This is a genomic window from Pseudomonas sp. FW305-96 (genome assembly GCF_058783825.1).
Genome location: NZ_JBYSYW010000008.1, coordinates 85,796 through 106,420 on the forward strand (window position 1 = coordinate 85,796; position 20,625 = coordinate 106,420).

Here is a 20,625-nt window from a genome sequence, read left to right on the forward strand (position 1 = left end):
ATCTCTTTAAGCTACGATGTGTGTTAGTAGATTGGTTTTCTCAGGTGCTGAGATGATTTTCTTGATTGCGTTAGAGTCGCCTGAGGTAATTCCAAAAAGCTCAAATTCATCGATCGCTCCAGATGCAATCATCCCGCTGATCTGTGCAGAGACTTTTGTGGCTATAGGTGTGGCTTTGTTATGATCTACCCCTAAGATCTTGGACATGTCGCCCTCTTTCATAAGCAAAATATGTCGCAGGTGTGCGAGTTGCATGCTTAGGTCTTCAGAGGAAGCGTCCGGGAAGTTCTGCACGTCGATCAGTCTTTTCAGAAGGCGGGCTTCTTCTGGAAGAGAAATGTGCTCATAGTGCCGCACAATTTCTTGACGGTCTTTGACCATCAACTCCTGATTCAATCCGTTCTCATGCATCTTTATCAGCTGGTTCTCGATAATTTCGAGTAGGCAGGCTTCGCGGGCGAAGCGATCATTTTCCGCTTCGAGTTGCTCAAGCTCGGTATTAATTCGCGCCGATGGCTTACGGGTCAGATATTCCTGAATAAGGGTTAACGTGCTCGCCATTAACTCTTTGTATTTGTCTTTTTTCGCCGAAATCGCAGGTAAATGCGCCACCCCTCGAATAGCGAACTGGCAGCCGGAACAACACTGGGGCTCCCCGAGTAGATCGAGAACCTCCTGTGGGCAACTATTATTGAACGGGCAGATATGAGTGGTGTTGTACGCAAACTCACTAACTTCTTTGGCAATCAGTCGATCTAGGCCAGTATCGGATTCACGTTTAACACTTGCCAGGCTCATGAGTCTATGCTTGCTAATTGCAGATGCTGGGTCAGTCTCGATGTCAGCTTTAATTGCCTTGTTAAGCTTGGAGATCGCCTCAGCAAGCTCGGGAAAGTCTCCCGCAGCCAGCTTCTGTTGATTGCTCATCAGAGACATACACAGCAACTGCTGATGCGTCATTCCTAAGTCGCTTTCATCGAATACAGAATAATAAGATACCAACGGCTCAGATTGTCCTGTAAGCCACTGCCCTACAATGCTTGGAGGTAAAAACTTGATCGCCTCAGAGACAAATCCTGCACGCAAACCATGTGGTGTATAGTCGCTAGTTAACGTACTGGCTGTTATAGATGAAAGGCTGCTCACCGAGTGATCACCGATCTGTATTGCTTCGCCATTTGATCCCGCCGGAGGTTTACACCAAACGATGTCTGGGCAACGAGTGTCTCCCAATTCAAATTTATAGAAGTACTGCAGACAAAGAAGCAAGAGGCGGTACGGCTCATAGTTCGCCCATCCGCTTTGGGTTCGGGAAATTCTAAACAACGGTCGAAGTTTTCCAAACTTTGAGCCTGATGTCATATTATACCAGATGGGCTCGCGGAAGCTTGGTTCGGTGCAGCGCTGATACCAAGCGTATTGCCTGTCCAAAATTTCGATAACCCTGGTAGAGACAATTGCAGTCCATTCGCCATGGGCTTTGTCTGTACTCACCAGCAGCGGGGCAATAGGCCTTTTCATATTGCGTTCAACGTAGTTTGCATATCTGTCGACGTCTAGCCAAAGCAAGTGATGCTGGCGGATGCCCGTTTCACACATCAGTAAAACTGTTCGCGTATCATTCATGATGATGCGTGGCTGAATTTCACCATTGATATGCATGTCTGTGATTCGATAGAATCTTGGGATATACGTGAAAGGACGGGGTTTCCCGTTGTGGTAGAAGATTGGGGTGTAATTCAAAGCTTTGAGGTCGACACCTTCGCAGCTCATTACCCCAGTCCCCCACAGCCCTGACCAGTCAGAACCATGTATGAGCTCGCTCAACGTCGGCCACTTGAGCGTTCCCGACACTACGCCAGGTTCAGTACCGTCCGCCATCGCATTCAAATGCATGTTTAAATATTCGAGTGAATACATCATGCTAAGAAATGATGAAAAATATGCTCTAGGAATAGGTTTTTTGTCAGTGCCCCATCGTTTTACCTGTTTTGGGTAGCACTCAGGCGAGAAACTATTTCTTACTTTGTCTGCATCAGGAATGACGGTCGACTGAGAAATTACATAGTCGATGAAGTTATCAATGGGGTAGATTCTCTGGTATTGAGTGTCAGGTGTGTTCTGGTTGATCTCGATAACTGTGTTGATGAGAGTGAGGAGGGTTTCTGGTAATTCCTTTTCATAACCTCCGACCTCTCTAAGAAGGTCAGCGTCCGCTGTGATGTAGATTGCGCAAGTGAAATCATTGAACGTGGTTGGGTATGAGTCTAGGTTCCCGTCTCGGTTCATGAAAAACTTGTACAGATATGGGCCGCAGTAAGCGAGTAGCAGATAGAGCGACCTATAGTGATTTTTAGGGCTCTCCAACCTCCTGGATTTCACGAAAGAGTTGAAGGTGATGTTGATCATCTGACAAAATTTTATGACCTTTTCGGGCAGCAGGGCGAGGCCGCCAGGGGGGGCAGAAGTGTCGTTAATTCGGAAGGCGCCACTCAGATCTGAAGCGTTGGCGAAAGTTATCGCCAATTGCTCAATGCTGTGTTCTGAACCTTCCAGGAAGGATAGGGTTTTATCAAGCATTCTCTCACGTAACTTAGTGACTTTTTTCTGCTGGATAACAGGCTCGATCAGTGCTCGTGCATTCTTAGAACGTTCGCGGCTTTCGGTCAAAATGCCATCTACGGTCTGGCGCATCCAAGGATTATTCGATAAACTGGCGATAAATACGGAGAAGTCGTCAGTGTAAAATCTCCCTAGCTCTGCCTTTTCGCCGTAGCTTCGCAGCTTTAAATCACGTGCCACTTCAGCTGTAAAGGTCTGAGGGTCTTGTAGATTTGAAGCCAACAAAAGGCGCATCCAGTGTGCGGCTCTGAGGTCTCGTTCTTTCTTCGTCATTGCGCCCTCGTAAGTAATCGAGGATACAGGGTTAAGTGCCCTGATTTTGATGAGAATTGGAAGCCTGTCAGCACTCTCCTGAATAATTTCGTCAAGAATATCATCGCCATGGATTGGGCTGCTCCACGCGAGAGGCAAGATGATTTTCTTCTCCATCCATAGCCTTAAAAAAGCTAGCTTTAGCATAGAGACGATTTGCACTGGTTTTCTGGCGATAAAATCAGGAATTACAGATTTGATGATGGCTTCTTTGTCGAAACTGCCGGGGAAACAGCATGTGAGTAGTTGCTCAATGTCAATGGCTGTCAGTGAAGAGAATGGACGAGGGCCCAGATCGTTAATGGATAGCAGGGAGGCACGGTTACGCCCACCGTCCGGTCTGTTATAGCGTTTCCAGTATCGGTGTCGAATGTCACTCATTGCCATGTCGAATGCAGGGCCGATTTCCTTTTCGTCGATCAGCCAAATGGGAGCGGTGTGAGAAGGGTTAATCATGCTGCCTCCAGGGCAAGTTGCTGAAGTTGTTTAATTTCTTGCTGGTGATAATCAATGCGTGCCTGAAGAACCGACTTGGCACCGCCCGATAGGCGAGCAAAGTTTGCTGCGGCCATCGTTGCTTGAAGTAGGTGCGCATCTTGTCGTGCGTATCTTCGTGTGGTTTTGATTAGCACATGGCCCATCAATTGCTGAACCAGGCTCAGCTCTAGCCCATACTTTCTATTGTTGTGTGGGTTCGGATTGGGGCAATGATTTACAAGATAGTAACCATACATGTGTCTGAGGGAGTGAAATCCATACGAGCGCTGAGTTAGCTTCAGCGCAGCCTTATTAAATCGCTCGTACAGCGCTTGGTAGCTGTTATGCATAGGAGCACCATTAACAAGATTTTTCACCAAAAAGTCGTGCCTTACGGGCACCATAAAGAATTGTGAGCGAAGTTCTGCTTTGTACTCTTCTAGCGCGATCCAGAACATTGATGCAAACGGCTCGATCAAAAACGTCTGCGTATGAGCTCGGCCTTTGTGTGGGAGGGCATCGATCTCTGATGGGCTCAAATATGCGATCAGAGCGTTGCGTCGCGTATTCGGATCAACAATTTTTATGCTGTTCAGCATAGGGTTTGTGTCGAGCTTAATATCCTCATTCAGCATGGTGACGGCTTCCGAGAATCTGCAACCAGTGGCCGCTAGTAGGCTCCAAAGCATTTTGTCCCTTGCGCTTGGTGCCATTTCGATAAGCTCTTTGCATTTGTCTATCGGGAAGGCGAACTCATCCCCCCCGTACATGTCTGCATGCGCCAACGCGGATGGTTTTGAAATGACCGAAAGCCCTGCGCGTTTGATGCGTCGCGCTCCTCCAGCTAAACAGCCTGCTAACCAACTGTTTCGTTTGATAGCGCTTCTAACACTCGATGTTGTTTCCATCTTCACTGACTGAGCAAGAGAGAAACCAGAGAGATGCTGGGATGAAATATATCCTTGGGCCTCCAACTCCAACATTCCGAGCCTGAACCGCTCGCTGGCATCGACGAAGCTGTTAAGGGCAGAAATAGCGACACCCACAGAGCTACCAGACAAGTTCCGATCGCCCAATACGTGTGCTGCTTGAGCGATCATCGGGATTTCGCTGGAGGTTCCAAATACCAGGTAGCTCTCGTAATTTTCGATGGTCTGGCTAAGCAAGAGTGGGGTCAAGCCACCATGCAAATGCATTATGAACTGAAGGAGCTCCAGAAATACTCTGTTGTACCCTGCATATGCCTTTACTGTTTTGAATGATTTTTTTTGTGCTAATCGAGAGCACCAGTTTTCAAAAAAGTCATCCATGACCTTGTCTCCAGAAACGAGGGTAAAGATTTTTTTCTCATTTTTGGTAATCGGGATCAGCATTGGCGGGGCGAAGGAAGTGGGCCCGCTGGGTGTCGGCAGGGTGTTCATTTCAAATCCAAATTTGCTTGCTTGAGGAAATGGTTACATATGAGTTCACAAGCATGCAACTGTGTGCAGTTGCAGCAATTTTTAACTAAAAAGGTTAATTCGATTTTTTCAGTTTCGATGTTATATATCGTTATATAACAGTGTTATTAGTGGTCGAAGGGACGTTGGGCGTCTGTAAATTACGTAATCCGTGGCTTTTAGCCCGCGGCACCCTGACATTGGCAGTCATTCGAAGAACTTGTGTAGCACTAGGAGGGGGGCTCCAGCGTTGAGTAGGAGCGAGATGCGGTTTTGTCAATGAGGGGAAAAATATTTTTTCCGAGGTTTTTTTCGGTTTCTTAGACAGCTACCTAGGCCGATTGCGGCTTGGGAGCTGTCCCGGCGGCCTAGGCCTATAAGGCAAGGAGAGCCGCAAGCCTAAGGCCTGCAGCTGGATACGTGATTGCTCGATTCGAACGATGCTTGGGATCGCTGAAACCGCACTAGGATGTTTTTTCGGGGGGATTGCAGTTAGGAAGTGAGGGTAGGCTTTATGTTGACGCGATTCGGTCAAGCCATTCGCGCATCAGGGCGCGCTCTCCGAGGGTCAGCGTTTTTACAACGCCTAGATTGGCTTTTAGCTCTGCGGCGAGTGTGGGAGCCTTCCTGATGGGATCGGGGGCGTCCTCGTTAGAGGATGAGCGCTGCGTTCCCTTTTTTAGCAAGGGCTTGACTGCTTGACGCGCTAGCCAGCAGATGTCTGAAGTACGACTGGTATGGTGCAGACAAGTGAAGATCATTCCGACACTGAAAGGTTGGATAAGCTCCAAGGCTTGTTTCTCGCTGACGTGCAATAGGCCCGCCTTGGCTACCTCTCTGATGCATCCTCTCAGTTCATCAACCTGAGCGCTCCAAAAGCTTGAACCCTTGACTTCACGAGGTTTGCTGACATGTAGATATAGGTCTGGGTAGGTCAGGCCGAAGTCGATAAATCTCTCGATCGCCATGTAGAGTCTGTCGATCGAATCACGCGTGCAGGTTTCCTTGTGTGGATGATTTCGCCACATATGAAAAGCTGCGGCATTCATCAGCTGATCGATGTTCCCAACGTGCTTGTAGATTTGAGGAGGCAAAACATCCGCGTGCTTCGCGATATTTCTGACCGTTGCACCGCCTATCCCAACGTCGGCAATCAGCTTCGCTGTCGCTTCGATAATTGCGACTGCAAGAGGATGGGAGTGAGTATGGGATTGGGACATAGTCGTGGTGCTGATGTGGCTGAGCGCGGGACGGCAGATGATACGTTTCGACGCAGATGTGGGCAAACGCTGATAGGCGTTGTCCTATTCGTCTCGCTAAGAGGGAATGACCCGATAGCCCTGGCGGTCAATGTGTGACGCAGGCATCGTCCGATGACCAGGTGGAGTAGCACCATTGTCGCGAATAGCAGCTCACAGTCTCAGCGGCGATTCCCGCTGGGCCTAGGCTCTATACGAAAAGAGATGCCGCAAGCACCACATGGAACAAGCCAGTGAGGCCATGGCGGCGTAGCTTTTCGCGAGCGTCTCAAACCGCGTTACGATCCGACGGTTCTCCTGCAGCCAGCCAAACATGCGCTCAATGTTGCTGTGCTGCCGGTACTTGGGCCCATCAAACAGGTCTGATGCAGGCAGAGTGAAAAATAGTGCTCAACGCCGTTGCACATCATCGTCAACATTCTCAAGAGCTTCCAGTCGATGCCGGTAATACCCTGACTATCAAGGCGTTGGCTGATGATTGCAACATCCTCCGTTTTTCCACCCATGCCCATCCACCAAGGCTGCCGCAGGCATTTAGGGAGGGGGCACATTCTGCTTGAGCAACGCTTCTTGAGAGCTCGCTGGGCTCAGCTCTTGGAGATTGACCTTGAACCTCAAAGCATGTCTGTCGCGAGATTGACTGACAGTGTACGAGTCTCGTCAGTCGCAATGGCTTTGAAATCTTCGACGCCCAACCGGATTGATGAATCAGCGCTATCTAGCCTGGGCATGGTCACTTCCTCGTCGGCGTTCAACACGGATTGGCTTGAGTTTATGGGTGAGCCTAAGCTTCTCAACTAGATGCCAGTGCTACAAAGGCGGCTAGCCAGGTGAGTCCGCTTGCGCTCAGTACGTCAGCTTTCAGTCGGCTACTAGTCGCCGATGATGGGTGAAATGAAGGGGAGCAGCCCCTCCTGCAGTCAGGTTTGACATGCTACGCGACGACCAGAATCAGTTGGAGTCAGGTAGCCTAGCCCGCCGGTATGAGCCAGAAAGAGTGGACGGTGTCAGACAACAGCAAGTGCATGATTTTTTGAGAAATTGTAAGTATGCAGTCAGGTGCATGCTTGGCCACCGAGCTGTCCCGTAAGGGGAGGCCCCGGTATTGCTGGGCTGGATGGGTTGGTGTAGTATTTTTCTTGCTGGAGCGGTTCCCCGGAATTGAGGGGGTACCTTAGTTAAGGGTTCGAATCTCTACGCTTCCGCCACATTCAAAGCCCTGATTTTTCAGGGTTTTTTGCGTTTTTGGGGCATGGTAAAACTACCCATGGGAACACCCTTGGGAATGGGAAGCGCTTCCGACACTTTCCCTATTTGTTGGGTTTCTCCAGGGCTCCAACTCGGCGAAACCCGCTCTGCGATGTCGCCCTTGATATGGCCAAGCAGCAGGCTGACATGGTCGACATTGGTGATTTCCGAGACCGCCTTCGGGCGAATGTCGCGGAACTGGATTGGCTGATCCGGCCCGCTAGCACCTGGTCTCCGGCTACTACAGCTTCCTTCGTGGCGTTCTGGGCATCGTCCCATCGGTGGCGAAGCATCGGTGGCGTGCCACGTTTATCGTTATCAGTCAGCAGAGGTATGGGAAGCGGTGCGGAGCGTTGCTCTCCAGGATCTTTCTGATCAGCGGCCCAAACTGCTCTCTACTCCGTCCACCTCAAGCATGATCCGCAGCTTCTTTTGGGCCTTCTGCTGCTTTATGCCGAGGGCCTTGTCCTCGATGTCGTCCCTGATCATTGCAGTACGTCTGCCGGACGCTGGACCGTCAAATATGCCAAGTCCATGGCGTCCTTCAGCTCACCCACCGCTTTCGCGTACACCGTGTTCCCGATCGCGTCTTTAGCCTGCAATCGGGGTAAAGGGGGTATATTGGGGAGCGAGTCGGCATTCGTCCGGCTCATCGAAGGGGTAAGAACATGTACGAATCCGCGACGCATCAGGCGCATTTGCATCTGAAGCAAAAGATTGAACAGTTCTTATCCAAAGGCGGGGAAATTCAGAATGTCCCCTCAGGTGTCAGCGGCTTTAACCGAAGCTTACCTAAGGCCCACTGGGCCAAAGGGCAATCTGTAAAATCGTGATCACGATGGTCAGAGCCGTCTTCAAAAGGCGGCTTTCTAGGGTGCAGTGACTCGGGGGCGTTATTCGCCCATTGGTCGCATTTAAGCGAAATGAATATCTATCCCTCTTTTGGGTAAGCCCAGCACTTCGCTTTCGTCATTACGACGAAGTTCTTGAAGGCTGCAGAAGTATCGACGTGCAAGCCCAAACTTCGCGGACTGATGAAACACAAATATTTATAGGAGGGCGCTGCAAAAATAACGACCGAACTGCACAGGTGCCTTGCAACTTCAGGTCGAACGGAGCTATGAGTCGAGCCTTGGTCTGGGGCTGCGGGCGAAAGCATTCGTGATGGGTGGGCGGAGGTAGGTCTGCTTTTCGCATTTGAGCTTGCTGTGGGTACGATGGTGCCTTGCCGGCATATAGCTGTACGAACAGCCTAGTGAGGAGAGTACTGCAGCGGGATGGGGCGGATATACGCCTGATTAGGTTGATTTCAATGATCGAACTGTTCGGCCACTGGGTCATTGCAATAGGCTTGCGCATTTTTCGCCGACGATCGCGCACTGCATAAATCGGTCTGCAGCTTCTTGAATTGCACGTCATTCATGGCTGTAGCGTTCGTGTGAACGTAATTCCCTTGTTTCGTTCAGTCATGTCCGGTGGTCTGATAAATAATTTCTTCAATTGCTATGGGTGCATACTAAGTTAGCTCGGAATTTCTGAGCGTTGAGAGGTGTGTATGACCAGAGATAGGTATGGGATAGATAGTGACAGGTTGAGGGGCAAGCCATCTGAAAGTAATGGTTCTCCAGACGTTTTTGACGATCTGAGCAGAAGAGCACGAGCAGAGGAGCATGATGACAACCTCAAAAACCGGCCCTTTCGAGGCGATCACAGGCAAGGCCCGCCGGACTCATCGCGGGCATCCAACAATGCGCCTTATAGCCATGACAAGCGCCCACTTGAGTAATTGAAGGAGGTCGATACCAAAGCAATCTTGGAGTTCTTTGCTATAGCGTCAGCTTTGGGCTGGGCCTTTTTTATGATCCTTCACGGATTGCCGGAAAACCTTCTTGGCGATTTGCTCGGGTGTCCACCCAAAGGCTCGCAATCGCTTTTAACCCTCGGCCAGTTCAAGAGGGGAAAGCTTTTCGACTTCTTGGCGGGTGATGGTCCGTGCGACTGGCCCGAAGAAGATCAGCGAACCTCTCAAGGCTCAATCTGCTTCAAGACCCCAGCTACAATCGCTTCCGGCCTGTCTTCCTGCATCAGGTGGCCTGAGTTCTCCACTCGCGCGCAGGGCTGCTGGGAAATAAGCTCTGCAAGACGCTCCCCTTGGGAATACGGAATCCAGGCGTCCTCCGCGCCCCAAAGTACTGACACGGGGCAATCCAGCTTCCCGTAAAGCGGTTCAATTTCCTCGGTATAGACCTGATCCATCTGCGCGATCTGGCGGTAAAAGGCCGCCTGGCCAATCGGCCCCAGCCATGGTGCGCTGTAAACCTGCAGGGCTTCGTCACTGAGTGGATTGGCCGCAGAGGTTTGCAGATAGGCGGCCAGCAGTGCGCGGTGCATGTAGTCGGGCATCCCGGAAAAAGCGGCCTCATGTTGACGGACATGTTGTACGAACGCCGAGCCCCAGGGGGCCAGGGCCACCGCATCAAAAAGGGTGAGGGACGCATAGCGCAGACCGTTCAGGTAGTACGCGCGCAGCGCTGTCGCGCCGCCAAAATCATGGGCCAGGACGTCGGGGCGTTCGATGCCCCACTCCTCGAAAAGCGCAGCCATGACGTTGTTCTGAATCGCCAATGAAACGTCCTGGCCCTCCCGCATTTCAGACAGGCCATAGCCAACCAGGTCGAAGTAATACACGGTTCTGCGGTCAGCGAGGTGCGGTATGACGCGCCTCCATACCTGCGAAGAGAAGGGGGTGCCGTGGATAGCGACCAGCGGCACGCCTGTCCCCAATTTCCCCCATCTGACGGTGTTGCCTTCGATGCTCGATGCGTAGGGTAGATCCAACATGGCTCACCTCACATTGTCATTTAGCTAAATGACTATATGATGCGGGCATGGACAGATCAACACAGATGAAAGCGATGAGCAGTGAGGTCCGCATGGCGATCCTTCGCTTGCTCGCAGCGCCGCGTGAGCACTTCGCCGATCAATGGTCGGCAGACCCCGTCGAGTTCGGCGTCTGCATGACCCTTATCGCAAGTGCGTTGGGTATTGCCCAGCCCACAGCGAGCCGGCACCTTGAAATTCTCAAGCAGGCGGGGTTCATATCGGTTTCAAAGCAGCATAAATGGTCATATTGCAAACGTAATGACGCTGAGATTCTCGAGTACCTGGAGTGGCTCAGGCTTGAGTTGTCGCCGCCCGGCCATCTTGGTCCCCTGGAACCTCGCAGTACGGCAGGCGATAGGGAGAGTGAGCGCTAATGGGCAAAAGATTGGATAAGGTCCGAGAGTGGTTCACGCCACGCAGACGTATATGGGCAGGAGTAGCCCTGTTGGCCGCTTATTTTATGATTCCGACGGTCAGCCCCGGCACGACGGTGAGTTGGCTGATAGGGCCAGCGGCCGTTTTCTTGATGGGCGGCATCAAGCCCGAGTCGACCAGAAAACCATAAGGCGGTGGCGGGCAGCGCCAGCGGGTCAGGTGGCTCGGGCCTTGAAAGCGAGCATGGGGATAGACGGTGCATCACGCGCATGCAAGCTTCCATGGCCCAGGTAATCAGAACTGATAACCAACCCCGGCGTAATACCCCCAGCCATCGGACCGACCGCGGAAATCGCCGTCACCGAAATTCAGCTGGCTGCCGTCCTGCCAGTTGCCGCCATTGTGGAAATGGCGGCCCACCAGGGTGAAGCGCAGGTGGGTGAAGGCGTACAGCAACACGTTGGTGGATACCGTGGCATTGGCCGTGCGGTTGGGATTGTCCTTGTGCAGGTCCGAGCCGAAATCGAAGTTGGTGAAACCGATATAGGTCAGCGAGGCGCCGTTGTCGAACTTGCCGAGGGGCACGATGTACTTGAGCTGGGCCCGGTAACCGTCCCACGAATACTCGTTGCTGGCGCCATAGTTTTCCCACTGGTAGCGGCCGTAGAAGTTGGCCGACAGGTTGACCCGCGAATGGGTGTCGATGTCGGTGCCCAGGCCGCTGTAGAGGGTATTGGCACGGTTGGCGCTGTTGCTGCCGTGGTCGTAGATCCAGTCGAAAGCTACGTACCACTCCTTGAACGGGCCGACGGCCAGGCTGCGTCCGGCCAGGTAGTCGATGGAGATCCGCGGCTCATGCTCCATGAACAGCGGTGAGCCGTGGTCCCACGCGCCTTTGTCATGGCTGTTGCCGATATCGAGGATCTTCGGGATGTCGATGTAGCCGTACAGCTCGAACGGCCCCTTGCGGCCGAAGTACTCGTATTCGAGGTAGATATCGTCGACAGGGCGGGGGCCGAAACTGATGTCCTTGGTGCCGATCAGGGTGAAGTTCTGGTTGTACCAGTCCGACAGGTAGGGTCCCGATTTGGCCGGCGCGGCGGCCGGGCTCAAGGTCTCTCCCTGGGCCGACTCGCTGGGGGGATTATCCTGGGCCTGGGTGGTGACGCTGAGTAGTCCCGTAACAGCGCCCAGTAGCAGTTTGGCAGCCAGGGGGGAGCGGGCCGTTGCGGGTAAAGACGGTCGGTGCATTGAAAATCCTTGTTCATGCAGTGGTAAGCCCCTGGGGGCTGCGATGTGTCGAGAGCTGCAGCGATTGTTCGCTCAATGGCTCGGAGCAAACGTTTGCATAGTCTGTACCAAATCACCCGAGGTCTTTGAATTAAAAGCCGATTCGGCGTTTGAGCTGATCATTGGGTTAGAAAAACGCGCTGAAATCGGGCATGGCGCGTGCGCATGAGCGCATGGAGGGGTCTGATCGCCCTGCGTCGCAACAACCCGTTCGATTGAAATAATCCAGCAAAAAATGGGTTCTAGGATGGCCGCCGCCCATGGAAGGCATGTGTGTCCAAGGAGGAAACGAGTAGGCCGAGGCCGCGCTGGGCTTCGCTTGCCGCCAGGGAGGGTATCCATGACAAGGATGCCCCACGGTTTCGGCTGTGGGGCAGTTTCCCGAACTGTCCGAGCCCTGGCCGGGCCGCTGGCGTGTTGCATCATTTAAGTCTCGCAAGGAGAACGCAGGATGAGATCGACCATGATCAAGAGGCTGCACCTGGGGGTACTGAGTGTTCTATTGGCGGTCTCGGCGGAGTCCGTCGCGCAGACGCTGGTCCAGGCACCGGCAGGGCCGGTCCAGGGTGTCGTCATCGACAACGTGACCGCCTACAAGGGCTTGCCCTACGCCCAGGCGCCGGTCGGTCCGCTGCGCTGGCGGGCGCCGGTGGCGCTGTCGGCCTGGACACAGACGCGTGTCGCGGACGATTTCGCCGCCGCTTGCCCCCAGCCAAGGCCGGCCACCCCGAGCCTTTACGCGCCAGCGCTGGCCAAGATGTCCGAGGACTGCCTGTACCTCAACATCTGGGCGCCGGTGAAGGTCGAGAAGGCGCCGGTCATGGTCTGGATCCACGGCGGCAGCCTGATGGCCGGTGCCGGCAACGATGGCCTTTATGATGGTGCGGCGCTGGCCGCCCAGGGCGTGGTTGTGGTGACGATCAACTACCGTCTCGGCGTGCTGGGCTACTTGGCCCACCCTGAATTGAGCGCCGAGAACCTTGAGGGTATTTCGGGCAACTATGGCTTGCTTGATCAGATCCAGGCGCTGAAATGGGTGCGTGACAACATCGCGGCTTTTGGTGGTGATCCATCCAATGTAAGCATCGCGGGGGAATCCGCAGGTGGTCTCAGCGTGCTCTACCTGATGGCTTCGCCCCAGGCGCGAGGGCTGTTTCACAAGGCTGTGGCGCAGAGCGCCTACATGATCTCCACGCCTGAGTTGCAACGCTCCAGCCATGGCGATGTACCGGCACAGGAGAGCGGCCGGCGATTGGCGCAGCGCCTGAAGCTGGATATCGCGGGCCTGCGCAAGATGGAGGCAATGGCGCTGGTCAGGGCTGCCGAGGCAATCCATTTCATGCCATCGGGGACTGTCGATGGCAAGATTCTGCCGCGCCAGCTTGTCGAGACCTTCAACCGCGGCGAGCAGGCACCGGTACCGCTGCTGGCGGGCTTCAATGACGGCGAAATCCGCTCGTTGCCGTTCCTGGCTCCGCCGGCTCCGGCCACTGCGCAGGCGTATGAAGCCACCATCCGGGCACGGTATGGGGACCTTGCCGATGCGTTCCTGCGTCAGCATCCGTCATCCGCGATGACAGAAAGTGTCCAGACCGCCGTTCGGGACGCCATGTACGGCTGGACGGCCGAGAAGCTGGTGCGCAAACAGACCGAACTTGGCCAGCCTGCCTACTTCTATTACTTCGATCACGCTTACCGCGCGACCAACGAAGCCAAGCTTCACGCGTTCCATGCGGCGGAAATCCCCTACATTTTCGCTACCTTCGACCGTACGCCGGCCGCTTGGCCGCGCCCTCCGCTGACCCGTGGCGAGGCGCGCTTCAGCGAAGCCTTGAACCAATACTGGGGTTCGTTCATCCGCACGGGCCAGCCGCGGGCCGAGGGGCAGGCGCAATGGCTGGCCTATGGGCAAGACCGCAACTACCTTGCTTTTGAAGACGTTCCGCGAGCAGGCCGACATCTGGCCAAGGGCATGTTCGAGTTGAACGATGAGGTGGTGTGCCGTCGCTTCAAGGAGGGCGGCGTACCCTGGAACTGGAACGTTGGTCTGCGGGCGCCTTCGGCAATGCCGCCTGGCTGTTGACCCTGCTTCGGGGATGAGCGATGGGGTGCGCGGAGCACCGCATATCCATCGCCATCCGCCGGGCATCACTTCACTGCAACGTCTCGGGCTTCCTCCCCTGGGAAGCCTCCTTCAATCCCTGTTCCATTCGCCCGATCACCTGCGCCAGTATCGCCGCTCTTTCCAGCTCTCCTGACGCCTTCATCCGGGCATGATCCCTTCGCAGGTTCAACAGGCATTTTTGCAGTCCAAGTGCCGAGCTGTCGTAGTTGTCCATGCTGTACTCGTTGGTCGTGGGCATCCGTGCCGTTGTAAGAAAGGCTCGACGGTATCAGGTCAATTCTCCCGCCAATACTGATTATTCATACACTGGCTCACAATCCCGTAGAAACGTCCTACATCGACAAAAGAGGCGTCTTACAGGATGGCTTGGGTGAGTGTTTCGGGATGCTTCCGCTCATTTTGCGGCAGGCCCCGAAGTACAAGGCCTGCCGCGTAAAAGACGGGTCGTAGCGATAATCCGTGTTGCCCGGCACCCAACACGCGCCACTGAAACGATATGTTGCAATTGCCCCTAGAGGTGGTCCGCATCCACCACCGCCTTGACGAACGCCTCGGGCGCTTCCTGCGGCAGGTTGTGGCCGCTCCCACGCAGATTACTAAAGCCCGCTAAATCAAAGAGTCATGATTTGAAAGTGCTTGAGCATCAGCGTTCACCTGGGCCAGCAGCCAGTTCACCACCTGCTCGGCGGCCGAGCCTGCCAGCGGCGCATGGCTGGCCAGCAAGTGGAAGCCGGCGTCGCTGCGCAATTCATGGCCTTCCAGCGCCAGCACCAAGGCCCCGGCTTTCAGGGCATTCTCCACCAGCAGGCGCGGCACCAAGGCGATGCCCATGCCTTGCTCGGCGGCCTCGATGGCGAGGATGGTTTGCGAGAACACCGGGCCGTTGAACCGTGTGCCGGGCAACGCGTAGTGGTCGAACCAGCGCTTCCAGTTGTTGTGGCTGTCGGAGATCAGCGGGTGTTGCGCAAGCTCCGCGGCTTGCCGCCAAGGGTGCTCACCGCGCAACCCCGGCGCGCACACCGGTACCGCCACGCCGGGCAGCAGGGGCAGGGCGTAGGCGTCGGCGAAGGGCGGCGCTCCCCAGCGCACGGCCAGGTCCACTGCGCCCTTGCCGTTCAGGGGGCGGGTACTGTCGGAGGCGTCGATCATCAGGGCCACCTGCGGATGCGCCTCGGCCAGGCGCCCCAGGCGCGGGATCAGCCAGCGGCTGGCGAAGGCGGGGGTGGTACTGAGCAGGACCTGCTGCGGATCGCGCTGGTTGTCGCGCTCCAGCAGTTCGCCGGTGGCGTCCTCGATGATCTCCAGGGCCAGGCGCACGCGGGCCAGGTAGTCGGCGCCGTCCCGGTTGGGCCGCAGGCCACGGGGCAGGCGCTCGAACAAGGGGCGGCCAAGTTTGTCTTCCAGGGTGCGCACCTGCTGGGCGACCGCGCCCGGCGTGACATGCAGCTCGTCGGCGGCAGCGCGGAAGCTGCCCAGGCGGGCGGCGGCCTCGAAGGCCACCAGGTGATTGACGATGGCGGGGGCGTTGCGTCGCTTGGGCGCGCTCATCCAGTAGATTTCCTGCAGGCTGCTGCCAGTATTCGTGATTGGTGCGTTGAGCCGGATTCTGGCTTCATGGGCCCACTTGATCAACTCCCGGAAGGAGCGGCATATGTCTTCTCAGAAAGTGGCAGTCATCACCGCAGGTGGCAGTGGCATGGGCGCGGAGGCTGCGCGGCGGTTGGCTGCCGACGGTTTCAGGGTGGCGATCCTGTCGTCCTCGGGCAAGGGCGAGGCCCTGGCGGCCGAGCTGGGCGGCATCGGTGTGACGGGCTCCAACCAGTCGGCAGAGGACCTGCAGCGTCTGGTCGATACCGTGATGCAGCAATGGGGGCGTATCGATGTGCTGGTCAACAGCGCCGGGCATGGCCCGCGTGCGCCGGTGCTTGAACTCAGCGACGAGGACTGGCACCGGGGCATGGAGGTGTACTTCCTCAACGTGGTGCGCCCGACCCGCCTGGTGACCCCGATCATGCAGCGGCAAAAGGGCGGGACCATCATCAACATCTCGACCTTCGCCACCTTCGAGCCGGATCCGGCATTCCCGACCTCCGGCGTCTTCCGTGCCGGGCTCGCGGCCTTCACCAAACTGTTCGCCGACCGTTACGCGGCCGAGAATATCCGCATGAACAACGTGCTGCCAGGCTTCATCGACAGCCTGCCGGAGAAGGAGGAATTCCGTAGCCGGATTCCCATGGAGCGGTACGGCAAGGCCGAGGAAATCGCGGCCACTGTCAGCTTCCTTGCCTCCGAGGGCGCGGGTTACATCACCGGGCAGAACCTGCGGGTCGATGGGGGGATTACCCGTTCGGTGTAGGTGACATGGCGAGCCTGTGGCAGGGCGGCGACTTCCGTTAGGATGTCGCCCCTGTTTCCCGCTATCCGGACTCCGCCCCCATGAGCACACCGACATTCCGCCAGGCCGCCTCCAGCGACGTGGATCGTTGCTACCAGATCGAGACCAGCGCCTACGAAGGCGACGAAGCCGCCACCCGGGAAAAGATCGCCACGCGCATCGCCCTGTACCCGGAGGGCTTCCTCGTGCTGGAGGCCGAGGGCCAGGTGATCGGCTTCATCAACAGCGGTTGCGCCGACCAGGTGGTGATGTCGGACGAGGCGTTCAAGGAACTGGTCGGGCATGACCCGCAGGCGCCCAATGTGGTGATCATGTCGGTGGTGCTTGACCCCGCGTACCAGGGCCAGGGCCATGCCAGCCGGTTGATGGCGCGCTTCGTCGCGCAGATGCGCGAGCGCGGCAAGGCCACCATCCACCTGATGTGCAAGGAGCGCCATGTCGGGTTGTACGAGAAGATGGGCTACGCCTATGTACGCCCGTCGGCTTCCGATCATGGCGGCATGGCCTGGCATGAAATGGTCATGGTGCTGTAGAGGCCCTTCGACTAGCATCGACGCTTTTCGCAGCCAGGGAGAGGCCTGTGAAGTACGTCGTGATCGAGACACACCGCAATGAGTATCCTGCGCCCATCACCTTCGCCCGTGGCACGCTGCTGGAGATCGGCCAGCGCTACGAGGGCGACGAGCAGTGGGAGGACTGGTACCTGTGCAGTTGCCAGGGCCAGGCAGCAGGGTGGGTGCCAGCCCAGTTCATCGAACGGCTGGGCGTGGGCCAGGGCAGGGCGCTGGAAGCCTATTCGGCCCATGAACTGGACGTCGACCCCGGCCAGCAGCTCGATAGCCTGCGCCCCTTGAATGGTTGGGCCTGGTGTCGCCGGGTGAGCAATGGCGAGCTCGGCTGGGTGCCGCTGGCCAAGCTGCGCGCGCTGGCGTGATCAGCCTGCGGCCAGCACCGCCGCACTGTCCAGAACGCGCGCATAGTCCATGGCCAGGTTGCTCAGCGCCAGGGCATGGACATCCTCCGCCGGCCACAGCCGGCCTTGCAGATCATGCTGGTCGAAGCTGTAGCAGGCGTCGCCCACCACCACCGTTGCGAACCCCAGGTTGCCCGCCGAGCGTGCGCTCGACTCTACCGAGTTGTTGGTGATCACGCCGGTGATGACCAGTTGCTGGATGCCGCGCTGGTGCAGCCAGTGTTCCAGGCCGCTGTTGCAGAAAGCGTCGGGCAGGTGTTTTTCAAACACGGCCTCGTTCGCCTGCGGGGTGAAGGCGGGCTGGAACTCGCAGCCGGGCTGACCTGGCCGGAACACCGAATCCGGATCGCGGGAGATATGGCGCACGTGCACCACCGGGCGCTTGCTCGCGCGCCAAAAGGCGAGCAGTTCGCTGATGCGCTGTTCGGCTTCGGGGTTGTTGCGACGGCCCAGGCGAGGGTGGTTGATGCCGTTCTGCATGTCGATGATCAGCAGGGCGGCGTTGCTGGCGAGCGCGGTCATTTGCGGTGGTTCTCCTTGTCTGGGCTTCGGACCGTAGCATAGGTGTGTTGCCTGCGCGGATGTATCGCGGGGCAAGCCCGCTCCCACGCCGACCGCGTTGACCTCACGTTGTGCACTCGTGGGAGCGGGCTTGCACCGCGATGGTCGATTACCATCTGATCCGCTTTTTTTCCACGAACCTGAATCTGTAACCGTATCAGCCGCTGCCGGACAATACGCCCAGGCCCAGCCTTCCAATCCGGTGTGCGCTGGGCAGGCTGCCCCGCTGCACTACCGCAGCGGCCAGCCCCGCCGTTACGTCATCACACTGTAGAGGTTCCGATGGGCAAGCTCGCGCTGTTTCTGGGTGGTTTTCTGCTGCTGACTATCATGATTGGCCTGCTGGGCACCATTCCGCCAAGCTGAGCCGCAACTTTTTCCTGTCCCGGCCCGCCTGGCGCAATGGCGGGCCAGACTCTTCCCTCCCGGTTTTCCCGCCGAATACCGCAGTCGTCTAGACAAGCGGTAGCTGCAAGTCGTTCTCAAGTGCAAGTCGCTCGTGTAATCTCCCGCCCCCAATCAAAGGGCCCGGGCACACGGGCCATTCACTTGCCTTGGAGACAATACACACTATGGAATGCAAGAAAGGCACTGCAGCGATGCTGGAGTGGCGCGGTCGTTTTCTCGGCGAGGGCATCCTCCACGAAGAGGACTACGATCAGGCACTGCGCCGTGCCGAAGAGTTGGAGCGTTCCGGTGTGATCAGCGCAAGCGAATGGATCGAGTTGGTCAAGCTGGCCAACGTGGCCTTGCTGCGCTTGTAATTTTTCCTTCAAGGCTTGCGGAAACTGTCCACAAAAATCGTGGGTAGGTCTGTGGATAAAACGCTACAGGCCAGTATTGGCAAGCACTCTGTTAGATTGAGCAGAAATTGAGCAGGCCTGTTCAGGGCTGTTCCCATAGGCGCGGACGGGCATCGCGCAGGGCCTGCAGCAGCTCGCGAGCCCGTGCCGGCAGGTCGCCAGCGGGGTACACGGCATGCATCTGCGGGTCGTGCCCGGTGCTGGATGTCAGGTGAAAATCGGGGCAGACCCGCACCAACCGTCCGGCTCGCACCTCCGGTTCCCCCAGCCAATCGGCCAGCCGCGCGATGCCGGCGCCCGCCAGGGTGGTTTGCAGTACTGCCACCCCTGAGCCCAGGCGCAGCCGCGGCCGTGGGCGCAGGCTGGAGATGCGCCCATCCTTGCTGAAATGCCAGGCCTTGAGGATGCGCGGCGCGGTGTGCAGGATCAGCGCATGCCGTTCCAGGTCTTCCAGCCCTTGGGGCGTGCCGGCCTGCGCCAGGTACTCAGGACTGGCGTACAGGTGGCGGCGGTAACGCCATAGCGGGTAACCGATCAGTTCGCTGGACTGTGGGAAGGCTCCGCGGATCACGAAGTCCAGCTTGCCTTGCAGCGGATCCAGAGCCTGATCGTTGTACTGCACGTCAAGGGTGACATGAGGGTGGCGACGAGAGAACTCGGCCAGCACTCCCGGCAATATCTGCTGGGCCAGAACCTCGGGTGCGGCCAGGCGGATCCAGCCCTTGGCGTTGCCGGTCAACGCGGCCAACTCGTCGGCGGCATCACGTTGCACATCCAGCAAGCGTTCGGCGTGAGGCAGCAGACGCTCGCCGGCCTCGGTCAATGACACCGCGCTGGCGCTGCGGTTGAACAGCTTGGCGCCACTGTTGTCCTCCAGCGCCTGCACCGCACGAGTTACTGCGCTGGGCGAACGGCCCAGGGCACGGGCGGCGCTGACAAAGCTGCGCTTGTGCGCAACGCTGACGAACGCTTGTATTTCACGCAGCATGTCCAGCGCCATGCAAGGGCTCCTTGTTGCAGTTTTCGCAATATGGCATTTCAACACAAGCACGGCGCTTTGATTAGTCTGGCAGCCTGTTTTGTGCCGCCTGGACCTTCGAGATGATGGATATTGCCCTGCTTTCGCTGTTTGCCTTCGCCGCTGGCCTGATCGACGCTGCCGTCGGTGGTGGCGGGCTGATCCAGATCCCCGCGCTGTTCAACGTGCTGCCCAACGCCCAGCCGGCGGCACTGCTGGGCAGCAACAAGCTGGCCTCGGTGTGCGGTACCACGTTCGCGGCGCGTTCGTTCATCCGCAAGGTCAAGCTGGACTGGGGGTTGATCGTGCCAGCGGCGCTGAGCGCCTTCGTGATGTCGTTCCTCGGCGCGGCCACCGTATCCCTGGTGCCGGCGAGCGTGATGCGGCCGATGGTGCTGGTGCTGATCGTGCTGATGGCCATCTACACCTTCTGCAAGAAGGATTTCGGCACTCTGCACAAACCCATGGCCATTGGCCGCAAGGAACAGTGCCTGGCGGTGCTGATCGGTGGCGCCATCGGCTTCTATGACGGACTGTTTGGGCCGGGCACCGGCAGTTTCCTGATCTTCCTGTTCATCCGTTTCTTCGCCCTGGATTTCCTGCATGCCTCGGCCTCGGCGAAGCTGGTCAACATCGCCACCAACCTGGCCGCGCTGGTGTTCTTCATCCCGTCGGGCAATGTGCTGTGGGCCATCGCGCTGCCGATGGCGCTGTTCAATGTCCTTGGCGCGCTGACCGGCACCTGGCTGGCGGTGCGCAAGGGCGCCGGGTTCGTGCGGGGGCTGTTCCTGGTGCTGCTGTGCGTGCTGATCGCCAAGCTGAGCTGGGACCTGCTGGCCGGTTGA

General features: G+C 57.0%; 17 protein-coding genes and 1 pseudogene. 8 read left to right on the top strand and 10 right to left on the bottom strand.

What is annotated here, in order from left to right; translation table 11 throughout:
* Positions 1 to 6 precede the first annotated feature (6 nt).
* The 4 genes and pseudogenes from AC3WL2_RS08565 to AC3WL2_RS08580 form a co-directional block, all read right to left on the bottom strand.
* On the bottom strand, positions 7 to 3,390 hold the full coding sequence (locus AC3WL2_RS08565; RefSeq protein ID WP_102682592.1) for a hypothetical protein: 3,384 nt from the start codon (positions 3,388 to 3,390) through the stop codon (positions 7 to 9).
* On the bottom strand, positions 3,387 to 4,832 hold the full coding sequence (locus tag AC3WL2_RS08570) for a tyrosine-type recombinase/integrase (RefSeq protein ID WP_256582593.1): 1,446 nt from the start codon (positions 4,830 to 4,832) through the stop codon (positions 3,387 to 3,389). Before AC3WL2_RS08570 ends, AC3WL2_RS08565 begins: the two co-directional genes overlap by 4 nt.
* Positions 4,833 to 5,362: 530 nt before the next feature.
* Positions 5,363 to 6,070, bottom strand: a complete 708-nt coding sequence (locus tag AC3WL2_RS08575) for a TetR/AcrR family transcriptional regulator (RefSeq protein ID WP_102682591.1) — start codon at positions 6,068 to 6,070, stop codon at positions 5,363 to 5,365.
* A 222-nt stretch (positions 6,071 to 6,292) separates the two neighbouring features.
* Positions 6,293 to 6,469 (bottom strand): annotated as a pseudogene (locus tag AC3WL2_RS08580) (IS5/IS1182 family transposase); the annotation flags it as partial.
* 1,556 nt (positions 6,470 to 8,025) lie between these two features.
* On the opposite strand from AC3WL2_RS08580, the gene AC3WL2_RS08585 reads away from it, so the two are divergent.
* Entirely contained in the window at positions 8,026 to 8,190 is a 165-nt protein-coding gene (locus AC3WL2_RS08585) for a hypothetical protein (protein ID WP_155952720.1), read from the top strand.
* Between the two features lie 1,192 nt (positions 8,191 to 9,382).
* Here AC3WL2_RS08585 and AC3WL2_RS08590 read toward each other — a convergent pair.
* Positions 9,383 to 10,198 (bottom strand): alpha/beta fold hydrolase, encoded by an 816-nt coding sequence (locus AC3WL2_RS08590; protein ID WP_102682588.1) that lies wholly within the window; start codon positions 10,196 to 10,198, stop codon positions 9,383 to 9,385.
* Positions 10,199 to 10,245: 47 nt separating this feature from the next.
* Between AC3WL2_RS08590 and AC3WL2_RS08595 the strand changes: the two genes are divergently transcribed.
* Complete coding sequence (locus AC3WL2_RS08595) at positions 10,246 to 10,614, top strand: ArsR/SmtB family transcription factor (protein ID WP_102682587.1); 369 nt, start codon at positions 10,246 to 10,248, stop codon at positions 10,612 to 10,614.
* 295 nt (positions 10,615 to 10,909) lie between these two features.
* Here AC3WL2_RS08595 and AC3WL2_RS08600 read toward each other — a convergent pair whose 3' ends face one another.
* On the bottom strand, positions 10,910 to 11,866 hold the full coding sequence (locus AC3WL2_RS08600; RefSeq protein WP_102682586.1) for a nucleoside-specific channel-forming protein Tsx: 957 nt from the start codon (positions 11,864 to 11,866) through the stop codon (positions 10,910 to 10,912).
* Positions 11,867 to 12,368: 502 nt separating this feature from the next.
* Here AC3WL2_RS08600 and AC3WL2_RS08605 point away from each other — a divergent pair.
* Positions 12,369 to 13,988, top strand: coding sequence for a carboxylesterase/lipase family protein (locus tag AC3WL2_RS08605; RefSeq protein ID WP_102682585.1), 1,620 nt, complete (start codon positions 12,369 to 12,371; stop codon positions 13,986 to 13,988).
* Positions 13,989 to 14,058: 70 nt separating this feature from the next.
* Here AC3WL2_RS08605 and AC3WL2_RS08610 read toward each other — a convergent pair whose 3' ends face one another.
* Together AC3WL2_RS08610 and AC3WL2_RS08615 are read right to left on the bottom strand one after the other, a co-directional pair.
* Positions 14,059 to 14,244, bottom strand: coding sequence for a hypothetical protein (locus AC3WL2_RS08610; RefSeq protein ID WP_102682584.1), 186 nt, complete (start codon positions 14,242 to 14,244; stop codon positions 14,059 to 14,061).
* A gap of 392 nt (positions 14,245 to 14,636) precedes the next feature.
* Complete coding sequence (locus AC3WL2_RS08615; RefSeq protein ID WP_102682583.1) at positions 14,637 to 15,578, bottom strand: LysR substrate-binding domain-containing protein; 942 nt, start codon at positions 15,576 to 15,578, stop codon at positions 14,637 to 14,639.
* Positions 15,579 to 15,681: 103 nt separating this feature from the next.
* Here AC3WL2_RS08615 and AC3WL2_RS08620 point away from each other — a divergent pair, with 103 nt between their 5' ends.
* The 3 genes from AC3WL2_RS08620 to AC3WL2_RS08630 all read left to right on the top strand — a co-directional run bounded on the left by AC3WL2_RS08620 (position 15,682) and on the right by AC3WL2_RS08630 (position 17,359).
* Complete coding sequence (locus AC3WL2_RS08620; RefSeq protein WP_102682582.1) at positions 15,682 to 16,386, top strand: SDR family oxidoreductase; 705 nt, start codon at positions 15,682 to 15,684, stop codon at positions 16,384 to 16,386.
* Positions 16,387 to 16,466: 80 nt separating this feature from the next.
* Positions 16,467 to 16,958, top strand: a complete 492-nt coding sequence (locus AC3WL2_RS08625) for a GNAT family N-acetyltransferase (RefSeq protein WP_102682581.1) — start codon at positions 16,467 to 16,469, stop codon at positions 16,956 to 16,958.
* A 47-nt stretch (positions 16,959 to 17,005) separates the two neighbouring features.
* A complete protein-coding gene (locus AC3WL2_RS08630) occupies positions 17,006 to 17,359 on the top strand; it encodes an SH3 domain-containing protein (RefSeq protein ID WP_102682580.1) in 354 nt (117 codons plus the stop codon).
* Here AC3WL2_RS08630 and AC3WL2_RS08635 read toward each other — a convergent pair whose 3' ends face one another.
* Positions 17,360 to 17,920, bottom strand: coding sequence for a cysteine hydrolase family protein (locus AC3WL2_RS08635; RefSeq protein ID WP_102682579.1), 561 nt, complete (start codon positions 17,918 to 17,920; stop codon positions 17,360 to 17,362).
* Positions 17,921 to 18,531: 611 nt separating this feature from the next.
* Here AC3WL2_RS08635 and AC3WL2_RS08640 point away from each other — a divergent pair.
* Complete coding sequence (locus tag AC3WL2_RS08640; protein ID WP_031315428.1) at positions 18,532 to 18,723, top strand: hypothetical protein; 192 nt, start codon at positions 18,532 to 18,534, stop codon at positions 18,721 to 18,723.
* Positions 18,724 to 18,844: 121 nt separating this feature from the next.
* Here the strand turns inward: AC3WL2_RS08640 and AC3WL2_RS08645 are convergent, their stop codons facing one another.
* Positions 18,845 to 19,762: a LysR family transcriptional regulator gene (locus AC3WL2_RS08645; protein ID WP_102682578.1), complete on the bottom strand. Its 918-nt coding sequence runs from the start codon at positions 19,760 to 19,762 to the stop codon at positions 18,845 to 18,847.
* A 101-nt stretch (positions 19,763 to 19,863) separates the two neighbouring features.
* On the opposite strand from AC3WL2_RS08645, the gene AC3WL2_RS08650 reads away from it, so the two are divergent.
* Positions 19,864 to 20,625 (top strand): sulfite exporter TauE/SafE family protein, encoded by a 762-nt coding sequence (locus AC3WL2_RS08650; RefSeq protein ID WP_102682577.1) that lies wholly within the window; start codon positions 19,864 to 19,866, stop codon positions 20,623 to 20,625.

Coding starts and splice junctions, on each gene's coding strand:
- AC3WL2_RS08565 (WP_102682592.1), bottom strand. CDS start 3,390: ATGATTAACCCTTCTCACACCGCTCCCATTTGGCTGATCGACGAAAAG.
- AC3WL2_RS08570 (WP_256582593.1), bottom strand. CDS start 4,832: ATGAACACCCTGCCGACACCCAGCGGGCCCACTTCCTTCGCCCCGCCA.
- AC3WL2_RS08575 (WP_102682591.1), bottom strand. CDS start 6,070: ATGTCCCAATCCCATACTCACTCCCATCCTCTTGCAGTCGCAATTATC.
- AC3WL2_RS08585 (WP_155952720.1), top strand. CDS start 8,026: ATGTACGAATCCGCGACGCATCAGGCGCATTTGCATCTGAAGCAAAAG.
- AC3WL2_RS08590 (WP_102682588.1), bottom strand. CDS start 10,198: ATGTTGGATCTACCCTACGCATCGAGCATCGAAGGCAACACCGTCAGA.
- AC3WL2_RS08595 (WP_102682587.1), top strand. CDS start 10,246: ATGGACAGATCAACACAGATGAAAGCGATGAGCAGTGAGGTCCGCATG.
- AC3WL2_RS08600 (WP_102682586.1), bottom strand. CDS start 11,866: ATGCACCGACCGTCTTTACCCGCAACGGCCCGCTCCCCCCTGGCTGCC.
- AC3WL2_RS08605 (WP_102682585.1), top strand. CDS start 12,369: ATGATCAAGAGGCTGCACCTGGGGGTACTGAGTGTTCTATTGGCGGTC.
- AC3WL2_RS08610 (WP_102682584.1), bottom strand. CDS start 14,244: ATGGACAACTACGACAGCTCGGCACTTGGACTGCAAAAATGCCTGTTG.
- AC3WL2_RS08615 (WP_102682583.1), bottom strand. CDS start 15,578: ATGAGCGCGCCCAAGCGACGCAACGCCCCCGCCATCGTCAATCACCTG.
- AC3WL2_RS08620 (WP_102682582.1), top strand. CDS start 15,682: ATGTCTTCTCAGAAAGTGGCAGTCATCACCGCAGGTGGCAGTGGCATG.
- AC3WL2_RS08625 (WP_102682581.1), top strand. CDS start 16,467: ATGAGCACACCGACATTCCGCCAGGCCGCCTCCAGCGACGTGGATCGT.
- AC3WL2_RS08635 (WP_102682579.1), bottom strand. CDS start 17,920: ATGACCGCGCTCGCCAGCAACGCCGCCCTGCTGATCATCGACATGCAG.
- AC3WL2_RS08640 (WP_031315428.1), top strand. CDS start 18,532: ATGGAATGCAAGAAAGGCACTGCAGCGATGCTGGAGTGGCGCGGTCGT.
- AC3WL2_RS08645 (WP_102682578.1), bottom strand. CDS start 19,762: ATGGCGCTGGACATGCTGCGTGAAATACAAGCGTTCGTCAGCGTTGCG.
- AC3WL2_RS08650 (WP_102682577.1), top strand. CDS start 19,864: ATGATGGATATTGCCCTGCTTTCGCTGTTTGCCTTCGCCGCTGGCCTG.